The sequence below is a fragment of the Arthrobacter sp. NPDC056691 genome (assembly GCF_042791415.1).
In the GTDB taxonomy this organism is placed as follows: Bacteria; Actinomycetota; Actinomycetes; order Actinomycetales; family Micrococcaceae; genus Arthrobacter.
Window position 1 is genome coordinate 36008 of sequence record NZ_JBHTXX010000028.1, and the last position, 24155, is coordinate 60162.

Genomic DNA, 24155 nt, shown 5'->3' on the forward strand with positions numbered 1-24155 from the left:
CTCTTCCGATGGAGGGAATCATCCATGAGCGATAAGCGACGCGGGCTCGGTCGCGGTCTTGGCGCACTCATTCCAAGTTCCGCTTCCGCAGGCGCTTCGGGTAACGGAGCAGCTCCGTCGCGCCCTGTGGATCTCTTCTTCCCGGAGGCTCGGAAGACGGCTGAACCCGTCCCCTCCTCGGAACCGGACAAGTCTGGCCTCGATGATGCCCCGGCGCCCCGGTCCGGCCGGAAAGCTGCGGCTGAAGTTTCAACCACGGTCGAAGCAGATAGTAAGCATGCCTCGGATACAGTGAAGCCCTCCCCTGCCAAGTCCACGGCGAAGACTGCCGCTTCCCGGGGTGGTGCTTCGGCTGCCGGCGCTGGTGCCGCGAAGCATGGTGGTGCGGCCAAGGCCGCCGGCGCGCCCGATTCTGAGAATGCGGAGAAGGCCGACGCCGTCCGTGAAGCGGATGTCGCAGTGGCTGCAGATGACGTGGTCCGCTTGGACAACGACGTAGAACTCGTCGAGGTACCGGGCGTCCGCTTCGCTGAAATCCCGGTCACGGACATCCATCCCAACCGCAAGCAGCCCCGTACCGTCTTCGATGAGGACGACATGGCGGAGCTTGTTCACTCGGTTCGCGAAATAGGCGTCCTCCAGCCAATTGTGGTGCGTACTTCAACCGAAAAGGGTGGAGAACCGTACGAGCTGGTGATGGGTGAGCGCCGGTGGCGGGCAGTACAGGCCGCCGGACTCTCGACGATCCCGGCGATTGTCCGTGATACGACGGATGACGACCTGCTCCGCGACGCACTTCTGGAGAACCTGCACCGCAGCCAGCTCAATCCGCTCGAAGAGGCCGCTGCGTACCAGCAGCTGCTCGAGGACTTTGGTACTACGCACGAGCAGCTGGCTGACCGCATCGGCCGTTCGCGCCCGCAGGTGTCCAACACTCTCCGGCTGTTGAAGCTCCCGCCCCTGGTGCAGCGTCGCGTCGCTGCCAATGTCCTCTCGGCAGGCCACGCCCGGGCTCTGCTGTCGCTTCCCGACGCGGCGTCCATGGAACGCCTGGCCCAGAAGATCGTGGCTGAGGGTATGTCGGTCCGTGCCACCGAGGAAGCGGTCACGCTGCACCGTGAACCCGCGACGCCGGCCAAAAACAACATTCCCCGTCCGGGCGCACGCCACGAGCGGCTGGATTACCTGGCCTCCTCGCTGTCGGACAGGCTCGACACCAACGTGAAGATCTCCCTCGGAGCCCGCAAGGGCCGCGTGAGTATTGAGTTCGCGAGCGTTGAAGACCTCAACCGGATCATGGATGTCCTTGCCCCTGGGAGCGACAACTAAAGAATCACGAGAAGATCAGGGCCCGTTCAGAGGAACGGGCCCTTTTCTGTTGGCGCGACGTCAGTGTCTGCACAGCCAAGATGGATTGCAAGCTGGCCGGTGGGTTGTTTGAGCTGGGGCATATGGCACTCACTGCCTTCTGGGTACATTGCAAGTGGGGCGTTAGGGAAGCCGGCTTCTGGCCCTATCGATAGAGTTCTTTCAACGGCAGGGTTTCTTGTTAAAGATTTCCGTCGGTTCCCCAGCCAAGAGGGTTAGTAGAACCTTCAGGCAGCGCCGGACTGCCGTTTGGATAGAACCGGGAGCCAGGAAATTCGATGGGACAGGAAGCCCAGGAACCTGCATGGGTGAACTTGATGTTTTCAGACGCAGGTTTGATTTCGGAGGGCTTCCTCGGAGGCTCGCGGCTGTAACAGCGCCGTTCAACGGCCTCTGCAGCCTCCAGGAGGCCTCCACTGCTGCGTTGACCCAACACGCACCGTGCGTCTCCATCCGGGCGCAGGCTGGGCCCCCGCCAGAGTTTCCACGACGCGTGTATTCGTTGACCCTCGAAGGGGTCTTCTGGCGCAGTAGTGGTTGCCAAAAGCACGCGGAAATTTGGGTTTCCTGAGCCTTTTGCCGGACCTTTATGTCGCGCGAATGGCCGAAAAGCAGGGGGTGCCTGTGCCGCATCCGCAGGAATTCATAGGTGCGATTCTGCCGCATTGAGGAAGTGCGTAGAGGCCATGGCTGGTGTTTTGCGGGCTGCGCCCAACTGCCTACGTGTTCCGCGTCGTTTATGACGGTAAACTCGGCGCAATCTGGTCCCCGGGGTCGGACAGACTTCCATCAGATCGGACTTCGCTGCTTTGCGATCGTCTGCCATCTCTTCCTTCCTTCTTGCTTGCGGCGACGCATGCAGGGCGCGTCCAGATGGTGCATGCATGTGCTTGGCACATCGGCGCATCTATCTAGAGGCAGAGATCTGATTGCTCGCGGCTACGCTTCTTGGCCAATTCATACTGTTGCCGGGTATCCATCGCGTAGCGGTGACTGAAGCTGCTTAAATCCGGCCTGGTAGCAGTTCGCCATCATCCGGGAATGGGAAGGCCAGCAGACCGGTGTTCCAACTGCGCCACATGGATCCAATGCGGTAGCTCGGGGTGGTTCTCCATCTACCGTCGAAGGATTGCTTCCATCCTTGCCGCTGAATTGCAGACCGGCCCCTGCAGTGACATCCGGGAGCCTAAGCATCTGTGCCGCCTGATGCTTGTTTCACGTGAAACATCATGCTCCGGACCTTCGTCGCCCGCCCTCGGCCGCCCGCGCGGTCTGAGTCCTCGCCCTCCCCTGTGCGGTTTCACGTGAAACAACTGACAAGGAAATGAGCGAGAGCCTGACGCGTGACCGGAGGTTGAGCCAATGGTGCAATACTGCAGTGGGGAGCTTGCCCCTCCTACCGAGGCCGGCCCTACTGAGACCGGCGTCGAATCTCGGGGTCCTCGGAGGGCTTTGACGGGCATACCGTATGTGGGGAATAGGATCGGCGCAGCCATGAAGACTGAGGCACGTCGGGGGCATCCCGTTGCCTCCACGGCGCTCACGAAAAGCGGATGCCAGCCCCATCTTCCCAGATCGTACCGAGCGGGAAGAGTCGCGAACCAGCGAAGCAAGACGGTGCAGGCTCGGGAATGACCCATACGGCGCAAGGGCACTGCGAACCGACAATCCAGACGATAGCCCCTAGCTCGATTCGAGTGGAAGATGCTGATCCCCTCGGCTTCCGTTTGGCGGGTGCCGGTCGCCTGTTTCGTTGTTGTAATGCTGGCCCTCTCGTTGTCCGCCCGCTCGTTGTCCGCCCGCTAGTTGCCCGCGCTGGAGATGGCAGCTTGATGCTTCCTTCGAGTCAGTGCCAGGTCATATGGAGCCCGCCTGCAGGGGGCCTTTAGTGTCTCCCCTGCGTATCCCGGATCGGCATTTGTTTGTGTGGCTCGGGTTCGCCAAGTGGGGTCAGTATGCTCTCCGATGCTCCTTCGATTGGACGAGGCGATGACAGGTTTCACGTGAAACGGTCAGCTGTCCCCCAGCCGTTTGTCCAAGGCGATGCGAAGCTCTGCCACGGACTCGCTGTTCTACGGCATGCCAGCGTAGCTCGGTATCCTTGGAGCGCTTCGCCGTCATCCACGGTTAGGTCTCCTTCTGTTCTGGTTGGTCCCCTGTGCGTACACCGAGCGTTCCCGCCGGGACCACCTCTAGCCGGCGGGCACGGCCCAGCGTCCTGAGTGGCGTGATCCCTCAATCACTTCGGGAATGCATCCGACTTCAGAAATGGCTACGAAGAACGGACACCAAGAGCCGTGTCCCGAGAGTCGTGTGGACCAAGAGCCTTGACCCATCCCCCGTCCACGGATTCAGCGCAGACGGTAGGTAAGGCATCGCCGCATCTGACTTGCCGTGACCTGATCGATGGCTAGGCGCGGTAGCTGCCTATATGACAGATGGCCGCTGCCGCGCGGATGGAATGTGTGCCACTCGGAGAGTAACCTGCCCTACTGTTGACGTGCGGGCGCCGAGGGCTGCGCAAAGGAAAGTGCTGATCGACTATCGGCGAACCAAGGTATCTCAGCTGTCACGGGGCCGCTCGCCCCTGGTGACAGGCCGGTGGATAAGGCTGTGGATAACCTTGTGGGTAACGTTGGGGATATGACACAGCTCGCGGCTTTGACTTCTAACACCAGCGGGCACTGTCGGACTTGGGCGGCAGCCGAGCTGGCGAGTTTCTCCTCCCCGTGTTTCACGTGAAACACAGGGCCATCCCCTATGCGTTGGCTCATTTCGGTGAGCCGGGCTGCAGTTAGGGCTGTGATCAAAGCAAATAAGTGTCTTATGGCCGCTCCGGACGGACATATTCCGCGACCCGTCATCTGAGCTTTCGTATCGGACGCACCGACGCAACTCGTCGGGCCGTGCTGCCGCGGGCATCCGAGCTGTGATTCTGCTCACGGACGGTGGAGAGTAATCCACAAGATCACACGAGAGGCTGTGGATAAACCTGTGGATTTCGCTGTGGAAAAGACTGTGAATAATGTCATGGTGAGTCTTAATACAGAGGCGCCCAGCGGGGTCATGACCGCCCTAGGAAGGGCCAGTCCGCGGCCCGTACGAGAACCCTCGATCCGGATTTCGGGCTGGCTCTTTGGAGCTTCCGCTCCCGAGGCCTCATGATTGCTGCCCAGTAGAACGCGATGGACCCGGCTCCAAATTTTCCACCCTAGCCCTGGCAGCTGATCGCTTTTGCCTACAGTACCCGTTCGCCGGCTTGTGCATGCGCGTAATGATCCAGTTGGTCTATCGGCGCTCAATTGGTCAGTGTAGGGCCGCATCTACGCCTTCGAATGAACGGTGCACGAGCTTGGCTGAGCAATGGGTGGTGCGGATTAAGCCCCGCGAAGGCGGGTCTGCTTCAGGACAAATCGTTAACGGGATGACGCCGTCACGTCAGTCAGCGTAGTTCTTTCGCGCGCGTCTGAAGTGAATGTCATACCGAAGCGTGCTTGTGTATTGATGACTGGGGTGAAGCTCCGTGCATGAGGTGGTCGCCTTGCGGCTGCTGGGCATCCACGCCGACTTCGCCGCGGTGTGCTTCGCACCGCCACATCACCGCCCCGGCGGTGGTGTGATCCTTCGATTGGTTCCTTCCTGGGCGCCGCTCTGGCGTTGGTGAGTTCGGCTAACAATGGGTCGGCTATGTGGGACTGTTGCTTCTCGATACCGACTCGCTCACCCCTACTCTCCGGATGCATACCGCATCGAGCAACGTTGGCGAACCGTTGGTGAGCCCGCTGTGCTTTGTGGGCAGACTGATTGCATGTGGCGCCAGCGACCGGTGGCCGGACTGGTTGGCCATTACTGGCGTAGTCCCAGCGGCTGTTCCGGTACTCGGTGTTGTCCCCAACGGAGCAGCTGTCGTGAGGGACAAGGTTGGGCTGAGTAGTGCAGCTCTACGTCTGATGGTGAAGCCGTCCGGGCCTTCGTTGCAGTATGCGAGATCGACATCCGGCGCCTCGGCCCGTGACGATCGATTCGTAGCGGGCGGGAGGCAGTAACCGAGCAGCCACAGGCACGGCCTCCCGCTCCTATTCCTGGATTAGCCAAGTGCAGTGACGCAGCAGGCTCCTGCCTGCCACCATCATTTGACGAGGCCGCCGGCACGCACATCACAAGCATCGCGAGTCCTGCGGCAGGCGCGTGGGCCCGTGGGGCGAGCTACCTCGCTGCTGATTCTTCACGGGTGGGACGCCGGGTCGTGAACCAACCCTGCGTCTTCGTTTCACGTGAAACCTTGAGCGCGAGCCAGGCATGGGCGTTTCCGCGTCGGACCAGTTCTTTGACGGACTGCCTGATTGATCCGGGCTCACCGGTGCGCGGCACTACTGTCTTCCGCCCCCGGTGAAGACTTTGGGTGGCTCTACGCGTGAGCGGTCGCTGGCATCGGGAATTTCATCGATTGCGGATGTTAGGCCGGCGATACATTGGCCCCAACGCCGGAGCCATACTTTGAACCGCCTAGGAGGAGAGAGATAGGGCCCATCCGGAGCGCCGCGCCGGCTCGGACCGGGCCAGCTGCCTAGGCATGCTAGTTCACTCCGGCGCTCCGGACCGATCAGCTAGTTGTGTGGCAAAGAAATCCCGCTTTCCCTCATCGAGGCAGGCGCGCACCTCAGATTGAACTTGTTTCACGTGAAACGGAGTACCACTCCTCTACCACGCTTGGATGCGGTGGGCTGTCCTCCCCCTGCAATCCCTCGCGGCGACGACATCCAGGATGACAACCGGAGCGCGCCTGGCGCAGCGGCAGCCATCGGAGAGCCAAGCACTACATTTGCGTATCCGGTCGTTCATTTGCAGCACGCCAGTCTCCCTTAGCTGTCGAGGGAGGAGTCGAAGTGCTGTATTGCTTTTGGCGAAAGCGGCATTTCTCGGTTTGGGGCTGCAGCTGGTAGCCAATCTCCGAACCACGCTGTCTACCTGATTTCTCGGGACCCCTGCTGATGGTGGCGGTGTCCGCGTGGGCCGGAAACACCCGATTGGCAGGGGTCCAGTGTCAGCCAGGTAGACAGCTTTCGTGAATTGGGTGTGGTGTGAATGGAGGGCAGTCGATGGGGTCCGGGATGCAAGCGTCGGGCTGTGGGTGCCATCGAATCCTTGGCGTGCATGGTAGAGGTAGTCCCGGCAAGGCCACGTCGACGAAATCGATCGGGAGGCCTGCTCCTGTGGGCCTGGAGCTCGTGTGCGTTGTCGGTTCCGCGCCAGGCATATCCGTGATCGTAGAATTGGCCGTCTCGACAAGTAGCGGGACCAATATTGTCTATTGCCTTAGGATGTCGACTAGCTTTTTAGGTTGCATTTATTGCAAACTGCTTGAGCAGCTCTCGTGGACTGGTGGCCGATACGAGGGTTGAGGATGAAGTCCCCCTTGACGCTTGGCTATGGATACGCGGGGCGACTCCGATTCAGCGCTCCCGTATTAGCGATGAAAAGATTGGGTGCGTCGAGATTAGCGATGAAAAAATTGGGTGCGTCGAGCAGTTCCACTGCTACGTGTGGCCTCCGATGTTTCACGTGAAACGCCACCGCTTCACAGGCTCCAGTCCGGCTTCTCTTATCGAGCTTCGTGTCACGAGATCTTTCATTGACGTCGGGTACGCCACTGTAGCCGCGGCCATAGATGGTGGCTCCCCGACTTAGGGGTAGGACGCGGTGTCATGCGCTCGAGACTTGGGCCTGACTCGCGGGCATGGCGCCGCTGACCTGCGCGGAAGCTGGCCGGTGTAGCGGTCCGTGTTTCCCCCTCCGCATCGACTGACGGACAACATCAGCGTCCCTGTGGAGCGCGCTGTTACTGACCCGACCGGCCCCTTGGGCGCGATCCCCCAGGGGTTGGTTCACATGCGCCGTTTGCTGGCATGCCTGACGATAGGTTCCGCTCTCATCTGGAACGGCCACATCCAACGTGCTGGGCCCACCCATTTGTTGCATTCACCTGTATCCGCAGCCTTCAGAGTCTCACGTCGTTCGCCATGGACGTGACAGAGTGGAGGTGGAAAAGGACATCGCGCGTTGTTCAAGCGCCGGGCGACCCCTTGTTTCACGTGAAACAGCGGCTGCGACTGTGCTCGCTGCCGGCGAAGGAGGCACCGAGCGTGGGGACCAGCTCGGGACTTCCATCGAACAAGGCAGGGTGGGCAATCTGAAGGAACCAGGGGTGCAGAATGTGACCAGCCTCGACGGTCTGCACGGTCGCAGCGCGTTTACGGCACGACTTACGGAACTCAACGATTCTGAGCGATAAGACATGAACAAGCAAATCGATAGAGGTCTCTTTTGAGAATCAATCGTCACCGCTGAGAGGAGGCGCAGCGAACAGCATTGGACCTGAGCGCGTGGAGACCGGAGTGGCGTGGGGCGCCGCCCTACCAGAGTGGGCACACCGGGGCAACGCGTTCCTTCGCGGCGAGTTCCGCCGGCCCAACAAACAAAAGGTGGCCACCACTCCCCTGGGAGTGATGGCCACCTTCGTGGCTATGCCGGCGTTGCCTCTTGGGTACGCCGTCCAGGCCTAATGCGGCTAGGACAGGACGTCCGCGAATTCCTTCTCGAAGAACTGCTTCGGCTTGGCACCGATGACCGTGCTCTTCACCTCGCCGCCCTGGAACAGATACACGGCAGGAATGGAGGTGATGCCGTACTCGGCGGCGATGGCCGGGTTGTCATCGACATTCACCTTGACGACGTTGACCTTCTCGCCGTATTCCACCGAGATCTCATCCAGGATGGGTCCCAGCTTCCGGCACGGGCCACACCACTCGGCCCAGAAGTCAACAATTACCGGCTTGTCAGCGGCAAGTACGTCAGTGCTGAAGCTTGCGTCAGTTACGTCTTTTGCGTTGCTCATAACCCTTGTCTCTCTCTTCGAATGATTTCAGCGCCGGTCAGGCGTGAAGGTCTGCGAGGTAGTGCTCGACGTCGATCGCTGCGACACAGCCGGAACCGGATGCAGTAATCGCCTGGCGGTAGGTCGGGTCCACGACGTCGCCGGCGGCGAAGACGCCCTTGATGCTGGTGCGGGAACTGCGGCCTTCTACGGCGATAGTGCCGGTGCCCGTGATCTCAAGGCTGTCCTTGATGAGCTCGGTGCGCGGGTCATTGCCGATCGCCACGAAAACGCCTGTCACGGCCAGTTCGGACTCGGTGCCGTCGACCAGGTTCTTCAGCTTTAGGCCGGTGACCTTGTCGCCGCCGAGGACGTCCTCGACGGCGGTGTTCCAGACGAAGTTGATCTTCTCGTGGGCCTGGGCACGGTCACCCATGATCTTGGAGGCCTTCAGCGTGCCGCGGCGGTGGACCACCGTCACAGACTTGGCGAACTTGGTGAGGAAGAGTGCTTCCTCCATGGCCGAGTCGCCGCCACCGATCACAGCGATGTCCTGGTCCTTGAAGAAGAAACCGTCGCAGGTTGCACACCAGCTGACACCGTGGCCGGAGAGCCGCTTTTCGTTGGCTAGGCCTAGCTCGCGATACGCCGAACCCGTGGACAAAATGATGGCCCGGGCGCGGAAGGTCTCCCCCGTTGCGATGGTTACGGTCTTGATGTCGCCGTCGAGGTCCAGGGCAGTGACGTCCTCGAACTGGATCTCAGTGCCGAAGCGGGCAGCCTGCTTTTCGAAGTTCTCCATGAGGTCCGGACCCATGATGCCCTCGGGGAAGCCCGGGTAGTTCTCGACGTCGGTGGTGTTCATGAGCTCACCGCCCGCGGTAACGGAGCCAGCCAGCAGCAGCGGCTTCAGGTTGGCGCGCGCCGTGTACACGGCGGCTGTGTAGCCTGCGGGGCCGGAGCCGACGATGATGACATCACGTACTTCTGACGCGCTGTTTTCTGCGGTGCTCACTGAACGGTGAACCTCTTCCTTTGTCGATGCGCCAGCCTTCCGGCCAGCCACAGGGCACAACTGATTGGCAGTGTGGAATATTCCAAACGTGCTTGGGGGCAGGCGTGAACGCCCGTGCCTGCACGGAAACACCGCCACGGGACTTTCCACAAGGGTACCGCCTCCGACAACCTCAGGGCATGCCCGTTACGCCCGGAAGGAACGTGACTGGTGCCTCTGTACCGCCGTGCCGCTTCGCCTACTGGACCTTGATCTCCGCGAGCCGCAGGCCGTAGCCAAAGCGGGTCTTCGGGGCTGCGAGCTTGGGCAGGTTCTTGATCGAGATGATGACGTACTGGGCGGTCACCGGTTCGGCCAGCGGCATGGTGAGGTCAGGCGAGGTGAAGCTGTTGGCTCCCACCTGCTTTGCACCGTCCAGCGACGGGCGGTCATTTGTGTAGACCGTGATGCTTCCGCCCGAGGCACCCAACTGGTTCAGGGTGATCGAGGAGACCCGGGAAGGGCTCTTAAGCTTGACCACCAGCGGGACACCCTCGGGAGCAAGTCCGCCCCAGTCCTCCGTGGCAAACTCCATGTCGGACCAGTAACTGGCCGCATTTCCGTCGAACGCCTTGCCGAGGTCGTCGTCGTACGTCGCAGCGAAATCAAAGTTGCCCTGGCGGGTGATCCCCTCGATGGCCGGCGGCCCTGCCGCCGGAGCGGTGCTCTTGGTCGGCGTTCCTGTGCTTGGCTGGGCGGCCGACGGCGGTGCGGTGGCTCCGGGGGTCGCTTCCGTTTGCGGTGCACTCTTGAAGAGGCTGCCAAGGTTGGTCACAGCGAAGATGAGGCCGACGACCAGGACGGCCGCGAGAAGGCCGCCAACAAGCCACCGCATGGAACGCGGTTCCTTCTGTGGTTCGTCGTCTTCGTCGTCGTAATAATCGGCAGCGGGAGCGGCGCCGGTGCGGGCGACGGCAGGGAAATTACCTGCACGGCGGTCCCGCTCGTCCACGTTGCTGCCCTCGTCGCCGTACTCGTCTTCGGGAACGTAGTCATAGTCGTTCTCGGACCACAGCGACACCTTCGACGAGTTGTGGCCGTCACCGGACGCAGCGGCTGCGCCTGCGTCTGCGCCGGCTGCGCCTGCTGCACCGCGGGTAGCGTTTCCGGAGCGGCTGGTGTCGCGCTGCAGCAGTGCCTGCTCAACGTTATCGTGCTGGACGGTATCCTGTACGGCGTCCTGCTCGTAACCTCTGTCCGGCTGAATCGGCTGCGGGGCAGTCGTCTCCGGGACGCCCTGCCTGATTCCCCGCGAACCAGCCACGCCGGCGGCGGCTGCACCGGCTGCACCCGCTGCCGGACCCGCGGCGGGGCGGGCAGCCGGAAGTGGCGGCACGACGGGAGCCTTCCGCACGGGCGCTGTGGGCGCCTGCTGCGAAGGAGCCTGCTGCCCAAGTCCCTGCGGAGCTGCGGACCCGTGAGTGGAGGCCCCGTGGCCGGACCGGCTGGTGGCGGGGCTTGGCGCGGTGGCAGGGTACTGCCCGCCCGGCTGGGACTGGTCGCCGGTGTAGTTGATGTACCCGGCTTCGACCTCGTCGTCTTCGTCGTAGGTTTCGGGTTCGTGGGAGCGCGCCTGGCCGAAGATCTCACTGCCCAGGGTGTCGGTGAAGAATGGTTCCACGTAGGGCGGGTTGGAGGCGACCACAAGATCCAGCAGATCAGCGGCCGAGGTGTGGTTGGTGATCAGGTACGTCGTTGCGTCGCTGACTCCAAGGTCCAGGATCTGCACGTTCCCCGGGCGCTCCCCAGTGGCCACTTCGCGGGCGCTCTGGGCCACCTGGTCGGCGTTGTACGGGCCGGCCACCAGGATGCTGACCGGACGGTTCAGCACCTGGTCCACACCGTCCAGCACCAGATCCTGGTCATGCGAACTCAGCACTGTGGCCGTGACCTTGTAGCGGCCGCCCAGTACTGATCCGACGTCGATCGGGTGGGACACGTGTTCCTCCTAGCCTGTCCGGGAATTGCTTTTGGCCCTGGCGATGCACCGCCCGGGAAGGCCTCCGGCACGCCGGCGGACCCCTGGTCTGCAACTACCCTTGTTCCCCTCGATCCTAGCCGATGCTGTGCAACGGCCGCGGAAGACGGGGCTGGCCGGCTCCCGGCCGGGCTACTTTTTCTTCCGTCGCCGCGACGGGAAATGCGGGTTCTGGCCGGGGGTCCCCTGATATGTCCGGCGGCCAGGAAGCGGGATCTCCCCGCGCAGGGCGTTTCCCCGGGCCGTCCCGGCGACGTCCTCCTCGGGAAGGTAAGTGGCGCCGTCGTAATCTTCCGGTTCCGGCTGGGGCGCAGGCCCGGCACGGAAGGAGGCAGAATCGAACTCGCCGGAAATCCGGGGAATCAGGCCGGTGTCCGAAGAGACCGTGGCGCGCTCCGGCGTCGGACGCCGCCGAGACGGAGTGCCGGCGGCCCTTCCGGCTGCCGAAGCTCCGGCACCTGCAGGGGCAGGCGGCGCAGCCGCAGGTGCGCCTGAACCGCGGCCCAGCCGCCCGAGCAGCGGCCGCAGCAGGTCGCGCAGCTCCGTGACCTTGAACAGCTTCAGCAGCAGCAGGTACGCGGCCAGCATCACAGGTCCGACGACGACGATGGTCACCAGGGCGGCGGGCCGGCTGCTCCAGGCGAAGCCGACCGGGCTGTAACTGCCCATGAGCCACAGTGCCCCGGCGCCGGCAATGGCCGAGCCGAGGGCGGCGTAGCCCATGCGGATGTACGAGTTGATGATTCGCGGGCCGTCCAGGTGCCCCAGCAGCCGCCGCAGGAAGAAGGAAGAGACGACCACCGAGAGGATATTCCCGGCGGTGTAGAGGACCGCGATGGCGAAAATGATCTGATCAAACGGCAGGAACTGGATGAAGAACGCGGCCACCACGTTCACCAGGGCCAGTACCAGCTGGATGTAGAACGGCGTACGCGCGTCCTCGTTGGCGTAAAAGACCCGGGACATCATGAAGTTGGCGCTCATGAACGGGGTGCTGAGCGCCAGGATGGTGAGGGTCTGCGCCAGCATGACGCCGTCCGTGCGCAGGCCGCCGGAGAAGAACATGCCCAGCGGACCGGCAAGGGCGAACAGTGCCAGCGCGCCGAACACCGTGGCCACTGCCATGGTCCGCAGCCCCTGTGACAGGGCTTCCCGAAGTGCCACGCGGTTGCCGTCCTGGGAGGCGCGGGTCATGCGGTTGAACAGCACCGTGGCCAGCGAGAGCGCGATGATCGAGTGCGGCAGCAGGTACAGCTGGCTGGCCACTTCCAGCACGGCGTTGCCGGGAAGCATGGCGGCGGCGGGGTCGCCGGCCTCCTGCAGCCTGAGGCGCTCGGCGCCGGGGATGGTGGCGATGCGCATGACGTACAGGAAAGCGAGCTGCCCGACGGCGGCCGTCATGAGCGTCCACACGCTCAGCCTCGCGGCCTGGCCAAGTCCCACCCCGCGCCAGCCGAAGCGCGGGCGCAGCCCCAGCTTCAGCCGGAGCACGGGAATCAGCAGAATGGCGGTCTGGGAGACGACGCCGATGGTGGAGAATCCGGCGACGAAGAACGTCTGGGACGCACCCCAGTTGTCCAGGGAGTGCGGGTTGACCACGTTGGCGCCGAAGATCCAGATGAACATGCCCAGGCCGGCAATGGCCACGATGTTGTTCAGGATGGGCGCCCACATGGCCGGGCCGAAGGCGCCGTTGGCATTGAGGACCTGGGTCAGCAGCGCGTACAGGCCGTAAAAGAAGATCTGCGGCAGGCACCAGAAGGCGAACGCGACTGCCAGGGCCCGCTGCTGCGGCGAGTAGCCCTGCGTGGTGAGTTCGATGACGGCAGGCGCAAACAGGGTAACCAGCGCTGTCAGGGACAGGAGGACAAGCACTGCCAGCGTAAGCAGCCTGCTGATGTAGTCCGCTCCCCTGTCCGGGGCCTTGCTGGCCTTGATGATTTGCGGCACCAGCACGGCGTTGAAGACACCGCCGGCCACCAGCAGGAAGATCAGGTTGGGCAGGTTGTTGGCGTTGATGAATGTGTCATTGACTGTGGAGCCCAGGCCGAGCGCCGCGCCCAGCATCCAGGTCTTACCGAATCCCAGCACACGGGAGACCAGCGTCCCGGCGGCCATGATGGCGCTGGAACGGGCCTCGCCGGGCTGCGCGGCACTGGAGGCTGCCTCGCTGGCGGGCGTCACACCGGGCGGTGTTTCGCCCGGCTGCGCGGGCTGGTCGGAGGACGGATTGGCTGCTGACATCGTCTTCATCGTCTCACCCGGGTGCTGACATTGCGGCACGCAAGGGGGTATCCGGCGGGCATTGCCGGACGGTCAGAGGTGCTCGGGAAGGACTTCGCGTGCCAGGTCGGCGATGCGGCGTTCATTGGGAAACGAAAGCTTGCGGGCAAGTTCATGGATGGGAACCCAGGCAACATCAACCGCTTCCTTGTCAGGATCGTTTTCGATGGTGAGTTCGCCGCCGGTGGCGCGCAGCAGGTAGTGGTGCACTGTCTTGTGTACGCGGTGCCCGCTGACCGTGAACCAGTAATCGATGCTGCCCAGCGGGGCCAGGATGTCACCGTCGATGCCGGTTTCCTCGGCAATCTCACGGACCGCGGCTTCCTCGTTGTTCTCCCGGCCCTCCGGGTGGCCCTTGGGCAGGCACCACTCCAGACGTCCGCCCCTATTAAGGCGGGCAATAATCGCAACCCTCAGCTCGTCGTCGGACGTGTCCACCACGACGCCTCCGGCGGAGATCTCCTCCACGGTGGGGAGCGAGGCCGGGGCCGAGTGCGGTGCAGGCGCGACGTGGGCACCGATTGCCGACGGCAACGGCGGGTTCGTCCTCCTGCCGGGAGCGCTCGGTACTGGATGGGCCATGCAGTCCACTCTAACGACTCTTGCCCCGCCGTGATGACCGGGACATGGCGTGAAGGTGGACTGCATGTGACGGGCTACGCCGGTGCCGTCGCACAATGACGGGATTTGGTGCGGTGGGGCTTGGTTTTCTGACAAGCTTAAGTAACTATGGCGCACGCACATCAAAAGACTGATCTTCACACCGTTGACTTCCAGGTGGACCCGGTGGTCCTGGAGCTCGGGCAGCGGTTCGTGGACGCCGGTCATGAGCTGTCGCTCGTCGGCGGCCCGGTCCGGGACCTCTTCCTGGGCCGCACCTCCCCCGATCTCGATTTCACGACGGACGCGACGCCGGACCAGACCGTGGCGCTGATCAAGAAGTGGGCAGACAACTTCTGGGAGATCGGCCGCGCCTTCGGAACGATCGGCATGCGCAAGGCCGGGTTCCAAATCGAAATCACCACCTACCGCGCCGAGGCCTATGACCCCGAGTCCCGGAAGCCCGTGGTGGCCTTCGGTTCCTCCCTCACGGATGACCTGCTGCGCCGCGACTTCACCATTAACGCCATGGCCCTGCGGCTGCCCGCGATGGAACTCGTGGACCCCTTCGGCGGAGTCCGCGACCTCCACGCCTCCGTGCTGGCCACCCCCGGCGCTCCCGAGGCATCTTTTTCCGACGATCCGTTGCGGATGATGCGCGCAGCGCGGTTTGCGTCCCAGCTGGGTGTGGCCGTGCGGGACGACGTCCGCGATGCCATGACCCGGATGGCCGAGCGCATCGGCATCATTTCGGCCGAACGCGTCCGTGACGAGCTGGTGAAGCTCATCAACGGCCGGCACCCGCGCGCGGGCATCGACCTGCTGGTGGACACGGGCCTCGCCGAGTTCGTGCTGCCGGAAGTGTCCGCCCTCCGGCTGGAGGCAGACGAGCACCACCGGCATAAGGACGTTTACCAGCACTCCCTGCAGGTGCTGGAGCAGGCGGCCGCCCTGGAAACAGATGCGGACGGCGCCGTCCCCGGCCCCGACTTTGTGCTGCGGTTCGCAGCGCTGATGCACGACGTCGGGAAGCCGGCTACGCGCCGGTTCGAACCGGGCGGTGCGGTCAGCTTCCGCCACCACGACATGGTGGGGTCCAAACTGACCACGAAGCGGATGAAGAACCTGCGCTTCGACAACGACACCATCAAGGCGGTGGCCCGCCTCGTGGAACTGCACATGCGCTTCTACGGCTACGGTGACGCCGGCTGGACCGACTCGGCAGTGCGCCGCTACGTCACCGATGCCGGTCCCCTGCTGGAGCGCCTGCACCGGTTGACCCGGTCCGATGTCACCACACGCAACCAGCGCAAGGCCGACAGGCTGTCCTTCGCCTATGACGACCTCGAATCCCGGATTGCCGCCCTCCGCGAACAGGAATCCCTGGACGCGGTCCGGCCGGACCTCAACGGCGCCGAGATCATGGCACTGCTGGACCTCAAGCCCGGGCCCGTCGTGGGCAGGGCGTACAAGTTCCTGCTGGAGGAACGGATGGAAAACGGTCCGCTTGACCCTGCCGTTGCCGAGTCCCGGCTACGGGCCTGGTGGGCTGAGCAGCCCGAGTCAGCTGCTCCTTCTGCTTCCGTGTCCCCTGACTCTCCCGCCGACGTCGAATCTTCCCCAACCGAGGAGTCCAAGTGAACGCCGCCAACATCGCCCGCCCCCAGCTCTGGATCCTGCGGCACGGCGAAACCGAATGGTCCAAAAGCGGCCAGTACACCGGATTGACGGACCTGCCCCTGACGGTGGAGGGCGAACAGCAGGCGGTCGAGGCGCGCAGGATCCTGGACGCCGTTGACTTCGACCTGGTTCTGACGTCCCCGCTGCGCCGTGCCCGGCGGACCGCTGAACTCGCCGGATTCCCTGATGCCGTCCACGAACCGCTGGCCGTCGAATGGGACTACGGCGACTACGAGGGCATCAGCTCCGACCTGATCCGCAAGGACAACCCTGACTACCTCATCTGGACGCACGGCGTCCCCAACGGCGAAAAGCTCCATGATGTGGCTGCCCGGGCAGACAAGATCGTGGCCCGGGTCCTGGAGTCCGGGCTGGACAACGTCCTGATCGTGGCCCACGGCCACTTTTCCCGCATCCTCACCGCCCGCTGGCTCGAACTCGAACCCGAAGAGGGCCGGCATTTCCTTCTGGGAACAGCGAAAGTCTGCACCCTGGGCTGGGATAAAAGAACTCCCGTCATTCTCCGCTGGGGCCTGTAAAAACGCCTTTAGGATTATTTTTCGGAATTTTCTGATAATAAGTAGTCAAGGCGCTCATTCTTGGTGTATTTTTATTCCTGACCCCAGAGCGACCTGCCAGGGTCATGGCGCACGTTGCCCGGCCAGTCCGCCGGCACCGGCATAGCGGAAAAGGAGGTTGGGAAAATGATTACTTTGACTAGCGGATGGAAGATGACCATCACCGCGTTTCCGGCCTTCGTTGCTGACCTGCGCCCTCTCCACGGACTCGCCCGAGCGTAATTCTGACTTCCAACCCGCTCTCCCACTCCTTAGTGGAAGAGCAGGCGGGACTTCGGCAGACGATTCTGCTGCTTTCTCAGAAAGACTCTGACTCCGGCGGTCTGATGTAGCGGAACCACGCGGTTGCGCAGCTCCCCCATAATTCGGAACCCTGCTTCTTGTTGGGATTGCCGCGCTGCCTCTTTGCAGGCCAATTGCCGCATTTTGCGGATTCTATTTCCTTGCCGGCATTTCTTTGCCTTTTTTTATCGTCATTTCTTTGCATGCCTGAATGGCTCTAATTGCCATGCCCGGATTCTTTTCATCATTTCCTGAAAGGAGGTGAAAAACTATGCTTCGCAAGCTTCAGGAGATCCTTTCCGGCCGAGATTCCAGCGGTGATGCCGGCCTTTCCGGCGTCGAGTCCGCATCGGTACAGCCACAGTTCAACGGCCAGCTGCTGGACCGGAAACGGGAGGACGTCTACACGCTCATGCATGAGCAGATGAGCAGCCTGCGCTGAACCACCGGCCCCTCGCGGTTTCGATCCAACCCTTAGAAGCATTTAGGAGGATCTGATGGGCCACATCGGTCAGCCAGCTCCACAGGGAGCCCGCGCGGCTACGCGCGGGCTCCCGCCGTTTGGGCCTCGCCCTCTAAGCAGCGACCCACCGGTAAGCTCGAGACCATGCAGGAGACACAGCCGCCGCCCGATCGAAAGCTCGCGCGCCTGGTGGTGCCGAGCCGCAGCGACCGGCTCCTGCGGAACTTTACCGAGCTTGTTGGCGGACCCCTGGGCCAGCGGTCTGCGCCGGGGGTGGTGGCGCCTGGTTTCTTCACCGTGGAACGCGTGCTGATCATCCTGACCGTGCTTGCCGCCCTCGCTGCCATCGCCGTCAAGGACTATTGCCGGGTGAACGGGTGGGAGACTCCGTCGCAGTTCTACGCGACCTGCTATTCGGATTTCCCGGAGCTGTTCCGCAACCGTGGCCTGGGCGACGGGGCTTTTCCGTTCTTCACCCCGGGTGCCCTCTTCGAATATCCGGTCCTGATGGGCCTGATCGCCGGCATTACGGCACGCCTGGTACCCGGCGAGGGAGTCACGGACGCCCGGATCCTCGGCTACTTCGACGTCAACGCAACCCTTATTGCCGCTGTCTGGATTGTCACCGTGCTGGCCACTGCCCGCATGACCCGGCGGCGGCCCTGGGACGCAGCTATGGTGGCCCTGGCGCCCGGCATCGTCCTCGCAGGAGTGATCAACTGGGACATGTGGGCCGTGGCCATGCTGGCCCTGGGCATGTACATTCTGTCCCGGGAGCGGCTGATCCTTGCCGGTGTCCTGCTCGGCCTGGGAACCGCCACCAAGCTGTACCCCGTACTGGTTTTCGGCGCCATCTTCTTGCTGGCCCTGCGCGCCGGTAAGGTTCGTGCCTTTGTGGTTCCTGCAGCGTCCGCCGCTGCAGCCTGGCTCGCCGTCAACCTGCCCATAGCCGCACGGGACCCGGCAGGCTGGAAGTACTTCTTCGAGTTCACCCAGGACCGCCCAGCCGGCTACAGCTCGCCCTGGTTTGCGTACAACCTGGTGGCCGGGCGGGTGCGCTGGACGCTCCTCACTCCGGAGGTCATCAACACCCTGGCCTTGAATTTGTTTCTGCTTGCCTGCGTCCTCATTGCGGTCCTGGCCCTGACCGCCCCGCGGCGGCCACGGATCGCACAGCTGACCTTCCTGATCGTGGCGGCCTTCATCCTCACCAACAAGGTCTACTCGCCCCAGTTTGTCCTGTGGCTCGTGCCGCTGCTGGCGCTCGCCCGGCCGAAGTGGCGGGATTTCCTGATCTGGCAAGGCATCGAGGGGCTGCACTGGGCGGCCATCTGGATGTATCTTGGCCAAGTGACCAGCGGCGGCGTCTCACAGCACAACATCGACATGCCGTACTACGTTCTGGCCGTCGCCGCGCATATGCTTGCGACTGCATATCTCATGCTGCGGGTTGCCTGGGACATCTGGGACCCGCGTTACGATCCCATCCGGCGGCACGCCATGGACGATCCCCACGGCGGGCCCTTCGACAATGCCCCGGACAGGCTGCGGATCGATCTGCTCCGTCCCTCCGCTTCCCTGGTGCCCTGGCGAACGGTCCCCCGCAATGCCTGACGTCGCCGTCGTTGGTTCAGGCCCCAACGGACTCGCCGCCGCCGTCGTCATGGCGCGGGCGGGACTGAAGGTGCACGTGTATGAGGCCGCGGACCAGCTCGGCGGAGGCTCCCGGACCTCTGAGGTCATCGAGGAAGGGCACTGGCACGACGTCTGCTCGGCAGTGCACCCCATGGCGCTGGTTTCACCCTTTTTCCGTGCGTTCGAACTGGCGCGGCGGGTGGACCTGCGGCTTCCGCCAGTGCAGTTCGGGTCCCCGCTTGACGGTGGCCGGTCGGCGCTGGCGTACCGGTCACTCGACCGGACCGCCGACGAGCTGGGCCGGGACGGCCACGCCTACCGCCGGCTCCTCGCTCCGCTGGTGCGGCACATCGACGGCATTGTGCAAACCACGTCCGACCAGCTGCTGCGGGTTCCCGGCGACCCGCTGGCTGCCGCCATTCTGGGACTGCGGACCTTTGAACAGGGATCGCCCATCTGGAACCTGCGCTTCCGGCAGGACCGGGCCCCAGCGCTGGTCAGCGGTGTTGCAGCCCATGTGGTGGGGCGCCTCCCGTCATTGTCCGGAGCGGGGGCCGGCCTGCTCCTCAACGCGCTGGCGCACAGCGGCGGCTGGCCGATACCGGTGGGCGGATCGTCCGCGATCGCCGGGGCCATGGCCGAGGACATTAAAGCCCACGGGGGCCAGCTGCAGACAGGGTTCCGGGTCACGTCGCTGGCGGAGCTCGAGCCGGCGAAAGCAGTGCTGCTGGATGTGGCGCCTCCGGCGCTTTCACGCATTGCCGGCAGCCGCCTGCCCGCGTCCTACCGCCGCAAGCTGGAGTCCTTCCGGTTCGGCAACGGCGCCTGCAAGGTGGACTTCATCCTGTCCGGGCCCGTACCGTGGACCGCTGCCGGACTGGCAGGAGCCGGAACAGTCCACGTGGGCGGCACACGCGAAGAGATGACGGCGGCGGAAAACGCCGTGTCCCAGGGCAGACACCCCGAGAGGCCCTACGTCCTGGTCTCGCAGCCGACCGTGGTTGATCCCGGCCGCGCGCCACAGGGCAGGCATATCCTCTGGACCTACTGCCATGTTCCCGCGGGATCCACGGTGGACATGGGCCAGGCCGTCATGGACCAGCTGGAGCGCTTCGCCCCCGGTTTCCGGGACCTGGTGCTGCGGCACAAGGTCACGACGGCGGCCGAACTGGCTGCCTACAACGAAAACTACGTCGGCGGAGACTTTAGCGCCGGCCTGGTGGATCCCCGGGGCCTGATCCAGCGGCCCGTCGTCTCGCCCGTTCCCTGGCGCACCCCCGCGCGGGGCGTATACCTTTGCTCCTCCTCGACGCCGCCTGGGCCCGGTGTCACCGGCATGCCCGGGTTCCATGCCGCCAAATATGCGCTCAAGGACATATTCGGCATGGATGTGCCCGCCCTCGGGCTTTAGCGCCCACCTCCACCGGGCGCGAACGTACATTGAGCCCCGCCTGAGTGCCGGCGCAGGTGCCCGTTTGCTCTCGGTGCAGGGGCTGTCAGGGTGTGACCGTGGCGTGACCGTTTCGTGGCTGGCTCCGGGCGGCCGCCGGGGGATAATAACGCGGTGGGGAACACTAAGAAACTTTCACTTGTCCTTGCCGGTCTCATACTGAGCGGCTCACTGGCGGCCTGCGACGACGGCCGCGGGGGTGCCGAAGCCGCGGCAAAGCAACTGGCGTCCGCCGTCGCGGGCCTGGACCTGCGGCCGGTGGCCTTCGACGGCCGCGACTCAACCGTGGCCAACGACCAGCTCAACCAGGTCTTCAAGGCGCTGGCGCCGGCCAAGCCGTCCGTCGAAGCGGGAGAGCTGACGCTCGACGGCGAGACCGCCCGGCTACCGCTCAACTACAGCTGGAAGATATCCACCGGCGAGTGGAAATACACCGTATCGGCCGACCTAAGGAAATCCGGGGACAAATGGCTCACCGTCTGGTCACCCGGGCTGCTGGTCCCGAACCTGGCCGAAGGCGAGATCCTCAGCAAGGCCACGCAGTCGTCCCCGCGCGCCGATATCCTCGGTGCCGGCAACCAGAAGCTGGTGACGCTGCGCCCGGTGGTCAATGTGGGCATCGACAAGCCCCAGCTGGGCGGCGCCGATGCCGCAGATTCCGCCACCAAGCTGGCCAAGCTCGTGGGCGTGGATCCCGCGGCCTACGTGCAGCAGGTGGAAGCATCCGGGGCTGAGGCATTCGTTCCCGCCATCACCCTTCGCAACACCAGCGACCGTGCCGTGACCGACGCCGAGATCGAGGCGATTCCGGGTGGCCGTGCGATCCCGGACGAACTGCCACTGGCACCGACGCGGAACTTTGCCCGGGCTGTCCTTGGCACGGTGGGCGAGGCCAGCGCAGAGCAGATTGAAAAGTCCAAGGGCACCCTCACCGCGGGCGACGTCATCGGTACGGGCGGGCTCCAGCAGCAGTACGACGCCCAGCTTCGCGGCACGGACGGCACCGTGGTCCGCGTGCAGCGCGCGGACCTGACCCGGGAAGAGATCCAGGCCGCTCCGACTGATCCGCGGCGCACCGTCTTCGAAGTGAAGGCAGTTCCGGGCACGCCGTTGCAGACCACCCTCGACACAAAGCTGCAGCAGCTTGCCGAGGACACACTTGCCGACATCAAGCCGGCGTCCGCCATCGTGGCACTCCGGCCCTCCACGGGAGCGGTGCTGGCCGCCGCGTCGGGACCCGGAAGCAACGGCTACAACACGGCGATGCTCGGGCAGTACGCGCCGGGATCCACCTTCAAGGTGGTGGACTCCCTTGCCCTGATCCGCAACGGATTCACCCCGGATTCCACCGTCGAATGCACGCCCACGCTCACCGTCGACGGCCGGAAATTCAAGAACGCCGAGGGCTATCCCACGGATTCCCTCGGCTCCGTGACGCTGCGGGATGCCTTCGCCCACTCGTGCAACACGGCCTTCATTGGCGCGCGGGACAAGGTCACCCAGGCCCAACTGGAGTCGGCCGCCACTTCGCTTGGGGTAGCCGTGGAGGCACCGAAACTGGGTGCGGAGGCATTCATGGGCTCCGTTCCCGGTGAGGCCGAGGGCACCGAACATGCGGCAGCCATGATCGGCCAAGGCAGGGTGCTGATGTCCCCGCTGGCAGGCGCCGTGATGGCAGGCTCGGTGGCGAAGGGCGCACCCGTCTCCCCGGTACTGGTGGAGGAGAGCGCTCCCTCCGCACCGGCGTCGGGAAGCCCGGCGGCGACCGCGGAAGGTTCCGCCCCGTCGTCGACCGTCACAGCGGAAGCCCCCGCCAAGACCGCGCAGACCCCCGTCACCAAGGCGGAGGCAGCGTCCCTCACGGACATGATGCGTGCGGTGGTGACCTCCGGTCACGCCGGATTCCTGGCCGACGTCCCCGGTGAACCCGTTGGTGCCAAGACCGGAACCGCCGAGTTCGGCAATGCCAAGCCGCCCAAGACGCACGCGTGGATCATCGCCGTGCACGGTGACCTGGCCGTGGCGGTATTCGTCGAGGACGGCGGGCTCGGCGCCACCACCTCCGGCCCGTTGCTGAAGAAGTTCCTCACCGCCGCCGGCTGACACCCGCAGGCGCACCCCCATTACGCCGGAGTTTTTGTCCATTTGTCGCGACTTTGCCCCCTATTTGGGCACGATATCTGGACAAAAACTCCGGCGTGCGGGGCGTGGGAGAATTACCCGGTGGCCCATATTGACGTTTCCGGCATCGACTACTTCCTCTCCGACGGCACCCAGCTGCTCAACGGGGTGACCTTCAAGGTTCCGGACGGCACCAAGACGGCGCTGATCGGACCCAACGGGACCGGCAAAACCACCCTGTTCCGCATCATCGCCGGTGACCTGACCCCGGACGAGGGCGTCATCGGCCGCTCCGGCAATATGGGCATCATGCGGCAGTTCGTGGGGCAGGTCCGCGACGACTCCACCGTCCGCGACCTCCTGGTTTCCGCCGCCCCGCCGGCGCTGGCGGACGCCGCCCGCGCCGTGGATGAGGCCGAACTGGCCATGATGGAGCACGACGACGAGCCCACCCAGATGCGCTACGCCCAGGCCATCGTGGACTGGGGAGATGCCGGCGGGTATGACGTCGAGACCGTCTGGGACGAGGTCTGCATGGCCGCGCTGGGCCTGCCCTTTGACCGCGCCCAGCACCGCCGCGCGTCGACGCTGTCCGGCGGCGAACAGAAGCGGCTGGTACTGGAGGCGCTCTTTGCCGGTCCCGACGAACTGCTGCTCCTCGACGAACCGGACAACTATCTGGATGTCCCCGGCAAGCGCTGGCTCGAGGACAAGCTCAACGATTCCAGGAAAACAGTCTTCTTCATCAGCCACGACCGAGAGCTCCTGAACAATGCGGCCGGCCGTATTGTCACGCTCGAGCCGGGCATCAATGGGGCGGGAGCCTGGATTCATGGCGGCGGATTCGGCTCCTACGTTGAGGCACGGGCGGACCGGAACGCGCGCTTCGAGGAGCTTCGCAAGCGCTGGGACGAGGAGCACGCCAAGCTCAAGGAACTCGTCAACATGTACAAGAACAAGGCAGCCTTCCGCTCGGACATGGCCAACCGCTACCAGGCAGCCCAGACCCGCCTGGCCAAGTTCCTTGAGGCCGGGCCGCCGGAGGCCCTGCCTATTGAGCAGAACGTCCAGATGCGGCTCAAGGGCGGGCGGACCGCCAAGCGCGCCATCGTGGCCGAAAAACTGGAGCTGACCGGCCTCATGAAGCCCTTCTCCACGGAGATCTGGTTCGGTGACCGGGTGGGCGTGCTCGGCTCCAACGGTTCCGGCAAGTCACACTTCCTGCGGCTGCTCGCCACCGGCGGCACGGATCCGGAGCGGGAGCACCTTCCGGTGTCCGACGTCGAAATCGCCGAAGTGCCCCACGAGGGCACCGTGAAACTCGGCGCCCGTATCCGCCCCGGGTTCTTTGCCCAGACCCACGTCCGGCCTGACCTTATGAACCGCTCGCTGCTGGACATCCTTCACCGCGGCGACGAACACCGTTCCGGCCTGGGCCGCGAGGCCGCTGCGGGCGCACTGGACGGCTACGGGCTGGCGGGACAGTCGGAACAGAAATACGACTCGCTGTCCGGCGGCCAGCAGGCGCGGTTCCAGATCCTCCTGCTGCAGCTCTCCGGCGCCACGCTGCTGCTGCTGGATGAGCCCACGGACAACCTCGACCTCCACTCGGCCGAGGCACTGGAGCGGGCCATCGACCACTTCGAGGGAACGGTCCTTGCTGTCACGCACGACCGCTGGTTCTCCCGGACCTTCGATCGCTTCCTGGTCTTCGGCTCCGACGGCAAGGTGTACGAGTCCGCCGAGCCGGTCTGGGACGAGAAGCGGGTGGAGCGCGCCCGCTGAGCCG

Annotated in this window: 14 protein-coding genes; 9 read left to right on the forward strand and 5 right to left on the reverse strand. The window is 64.3% G+C overall.

Annotated features, from left to right (window positions below):
* Positions 1-24 precede the first annotated feature (24 nt).
* Complete coding sequence (locus ACFRAU_RS19330; RefSeq protein ID WP_378001102.1) at positions 25-1329, forward strand: ParB/RepB/Spo0J family partition protein; 1305 nt, start codon at positions 25-27, stop codon at positions 1327-1329.
* A 6422-nt stretch (positions 1330-7751) separates the two neighbouring features.
* Positions 7752-7931 carry a hypothetical protein gene (locus tag ACFRAU_RS19335; RefSeq protein WP_378001103.1) on the forward strand — a complete coding sequence of 60 codons (180 nt, stop codon included), beginning with the start codon at positions 7752-7754 and terminating at the stop codon, positions 7929-7931.
* 5 nt (positions 7932-7936) lie between these two features.
* On the opposite strand, the gene trxA is transcribed toward ACFRAU_RS19335, so the two are convergent.
* From trxA to ACFRAU_RS19360, 5 genes are all read right to left on the reverse strand, one after another.
* Positions 7937-8263: a thioredoxin gene (trxA, locus tag ACFRAU_RS19340; protein ID WP_003800194.1), complete on the reverse strand. Its 327-nt coding sequence runs from the start codon at positions 8261-8263 to the stop codon at positions 7937-7939.
* Positions 8264-8300: 37 nt separating this feature from the next.
* On the reverse strand, positions 8301-9257 hold the full coding sequence (trxB, locus tag ACFRAU_RS19345; protein WP_378001104.1) for a thioredoxin-disulfide reductase: 957 nt from the start codon (positions 9255-9257) through the stop codon (positions 8301-8303).
* A gap of 238 nt (positions 9258-9495) precedes the next feature.
* Entirely contained in the window at positions 9496-11235 is a 1740-nt protein-coding gene (locus ACFRAU_RS19350) for an ABC transporter substrate-binding protein (RefSeq protein WP_378001105.1), read from the reverse strand.
* 171 nt (positions 11236-11406) lie between these two features.
* Positions 11407-13518 carry a murein biosynthesis integral membrane protein MurJ gene (gene murJ, locus ACFRAU_RS19355; RefSeq protein ID WP_378001106.1) on the reverse strand — a complete coding sequence of 704 codons (2112 nt, stop codon included), beginning with the start codon at positions 13516-13518 and terminating at the stop codon, positions 11407-11409.
* A gap of 72 nt (positions 13519-13590) precedes the next feature.
* Complete coding sequence (locus ACFRAU_RS19360; protein ID WP_076799448.1) at positions 13591-14091, reverse strand: NUDIX hydrolase; 501 nt, start codon at positions 14089-14091, stop codon at positions 13591-13593.
* Between the two features lie 195 nt (positions 14092-14286).
* Between ACFRAU_RS19360 and ACFRAU_RS19365 the strand changes: the two genes are divergently transcribed.
* From ACFRAU_RS19365 to ACFRAU_RS19395, 7 genes are all read left to right on the forward strand, one after another.
* Positions 14287-15798, forward strand: coding sequence for a CCA tRNA nucleotidyltransferase (locus tag ACFRAU_RS19365; protein WP_378001107.1), 1512 nt, complete (start codon positions 14287-14289; stop codon positions 15796-15798).
* The gene (locus tag ACFRAU_RS19370) at positions 15795-16376 is read left to right on the forward strand and encodes a histidine phosphatase family protein (protein WP_377994863.1); all 582 of its coding nucleotides are present in this window, start codon (positions 15795-15797) and stop codon (positions 16374-16376) included. The genes ACFRAU_RS19365 and ACFRAU_RS19370 overlap by 4 nt, the downstream gene beginning before the upstream one ends.
* 592 nt (positions 16377-16968) lie before the next feature.
* On the forward strand, positions 16969-17139 hold the full coding sequence (locus tag ACFRAU_RS19375) for a hypothetical protein (protein WP_378001108.1): 171 nt from the start codon (positions 16969-16971) through the stop codon (positions 17137-17139).
* Between the two features lie 165 nt (positions 17140-17304).
* Entirely contained in the window at positions 17305-18774 is a 1470-nt protein-coding gene (locus tag ACFRAU_RS19380; protein ID WP_378001109.1) for a glycosyltransferase family 87 protein, read from the forward strand.
* Positions 18767-20206: a phytoene desaturase family protein gene (locus tag ACFRAU_RS19385; RefSeq protein ID WP_378001110.1), complete on the forward strand. Its 1440-nt coding sequence runs from the start codon at positions 18767-18769 to the stop codon at positions 20204-20206. Before ACFRAU_RS19380 ends, ACFRAU_RS19385 begins: the two co-directional genes overlap by 8 nt.
* Before the next feature lie 153 nt (positions 20207-20359).
* Positions 20360-22348 (forward strand): penicillin-binding transpeptidase domain-containing protein, encoded by a 1989-nt coding sequence (locus ACFRAU_RS19390; protein WP_378001111.1) that lies wholly within the window; start codon positions 20360-20362, stop codon positions 22346-22348.
* Between the two features lie 120 nt (positions 22349-22468).
* A complete protein-coding gene (locus ACFRAU_RS19395) occupies positions 22469-24151 on the forward strand; it encodes an ABC-F family ATP-binding cassette domain-containing protein (RefSeq protein WP_378001112.1) in 1683 nt (560 codons plus the stop codon).
* The last annotated feature ends 4 nt before the right edge of the window (positions 24152-24155 follow it).

What these genes read in the sequence shown, in the direction of transcription:
- trxA (WP_003800194.1), bottom strand. Translation starts at nt 8,263, where the DNA reads ATGAGCAACGCAAAAGACGTAACTGACGCAAGCTTCAGCACTGACGTA.
- ACFRAU_RS19330 (WP_378001102.1), top strand. Translation starts at nt 25, where the DNA reads ATGAGCGATAAGCGACGCGGGCTCGGTCGCGGTCTTGGCGCACTCATT.
- ACFRAU_RS19380 (WP_378001109.1), top strand. Translation starts at nt 17,305, where the DNA reads ATGCAGGAGACACAGCCGCCGCCCGATCGAAAGCTCGCGCGCCTGGTG.
- ACFRAU_RS19385 (WP_378001110.1), top strand. Translation starts at nt 18,767, where the DNA reads ATGCCTGACGTCGCCGTCGTTGGTTCAGGCCCCAACGGACTCGCCGCC.
- ACFRAU_RS19365 (WP_378001107.1), top strand. Translation starts at nt 14,287, where the DNA reads ATGGCGCACGCACATCAAAAGACTGATCTTCACACCGTTGACTTCCAG.
- ACFRAU_RS19375 (WP_378001108.1), top strand. Translation starts at nt 16,969, where the DNA reads ATGCTTCGCAAGCTTCAGGAGATCCTTTCCGGCCGAGATTCCAGCGGT.
- murJ (WP_378001106.1), bottom strand. Translation starts at nt 13,518, where the DNA reads ATGTCAGCAGCCAATCCGTCCTCCGACCAGCCCGCGCAGCCGGGCGAA.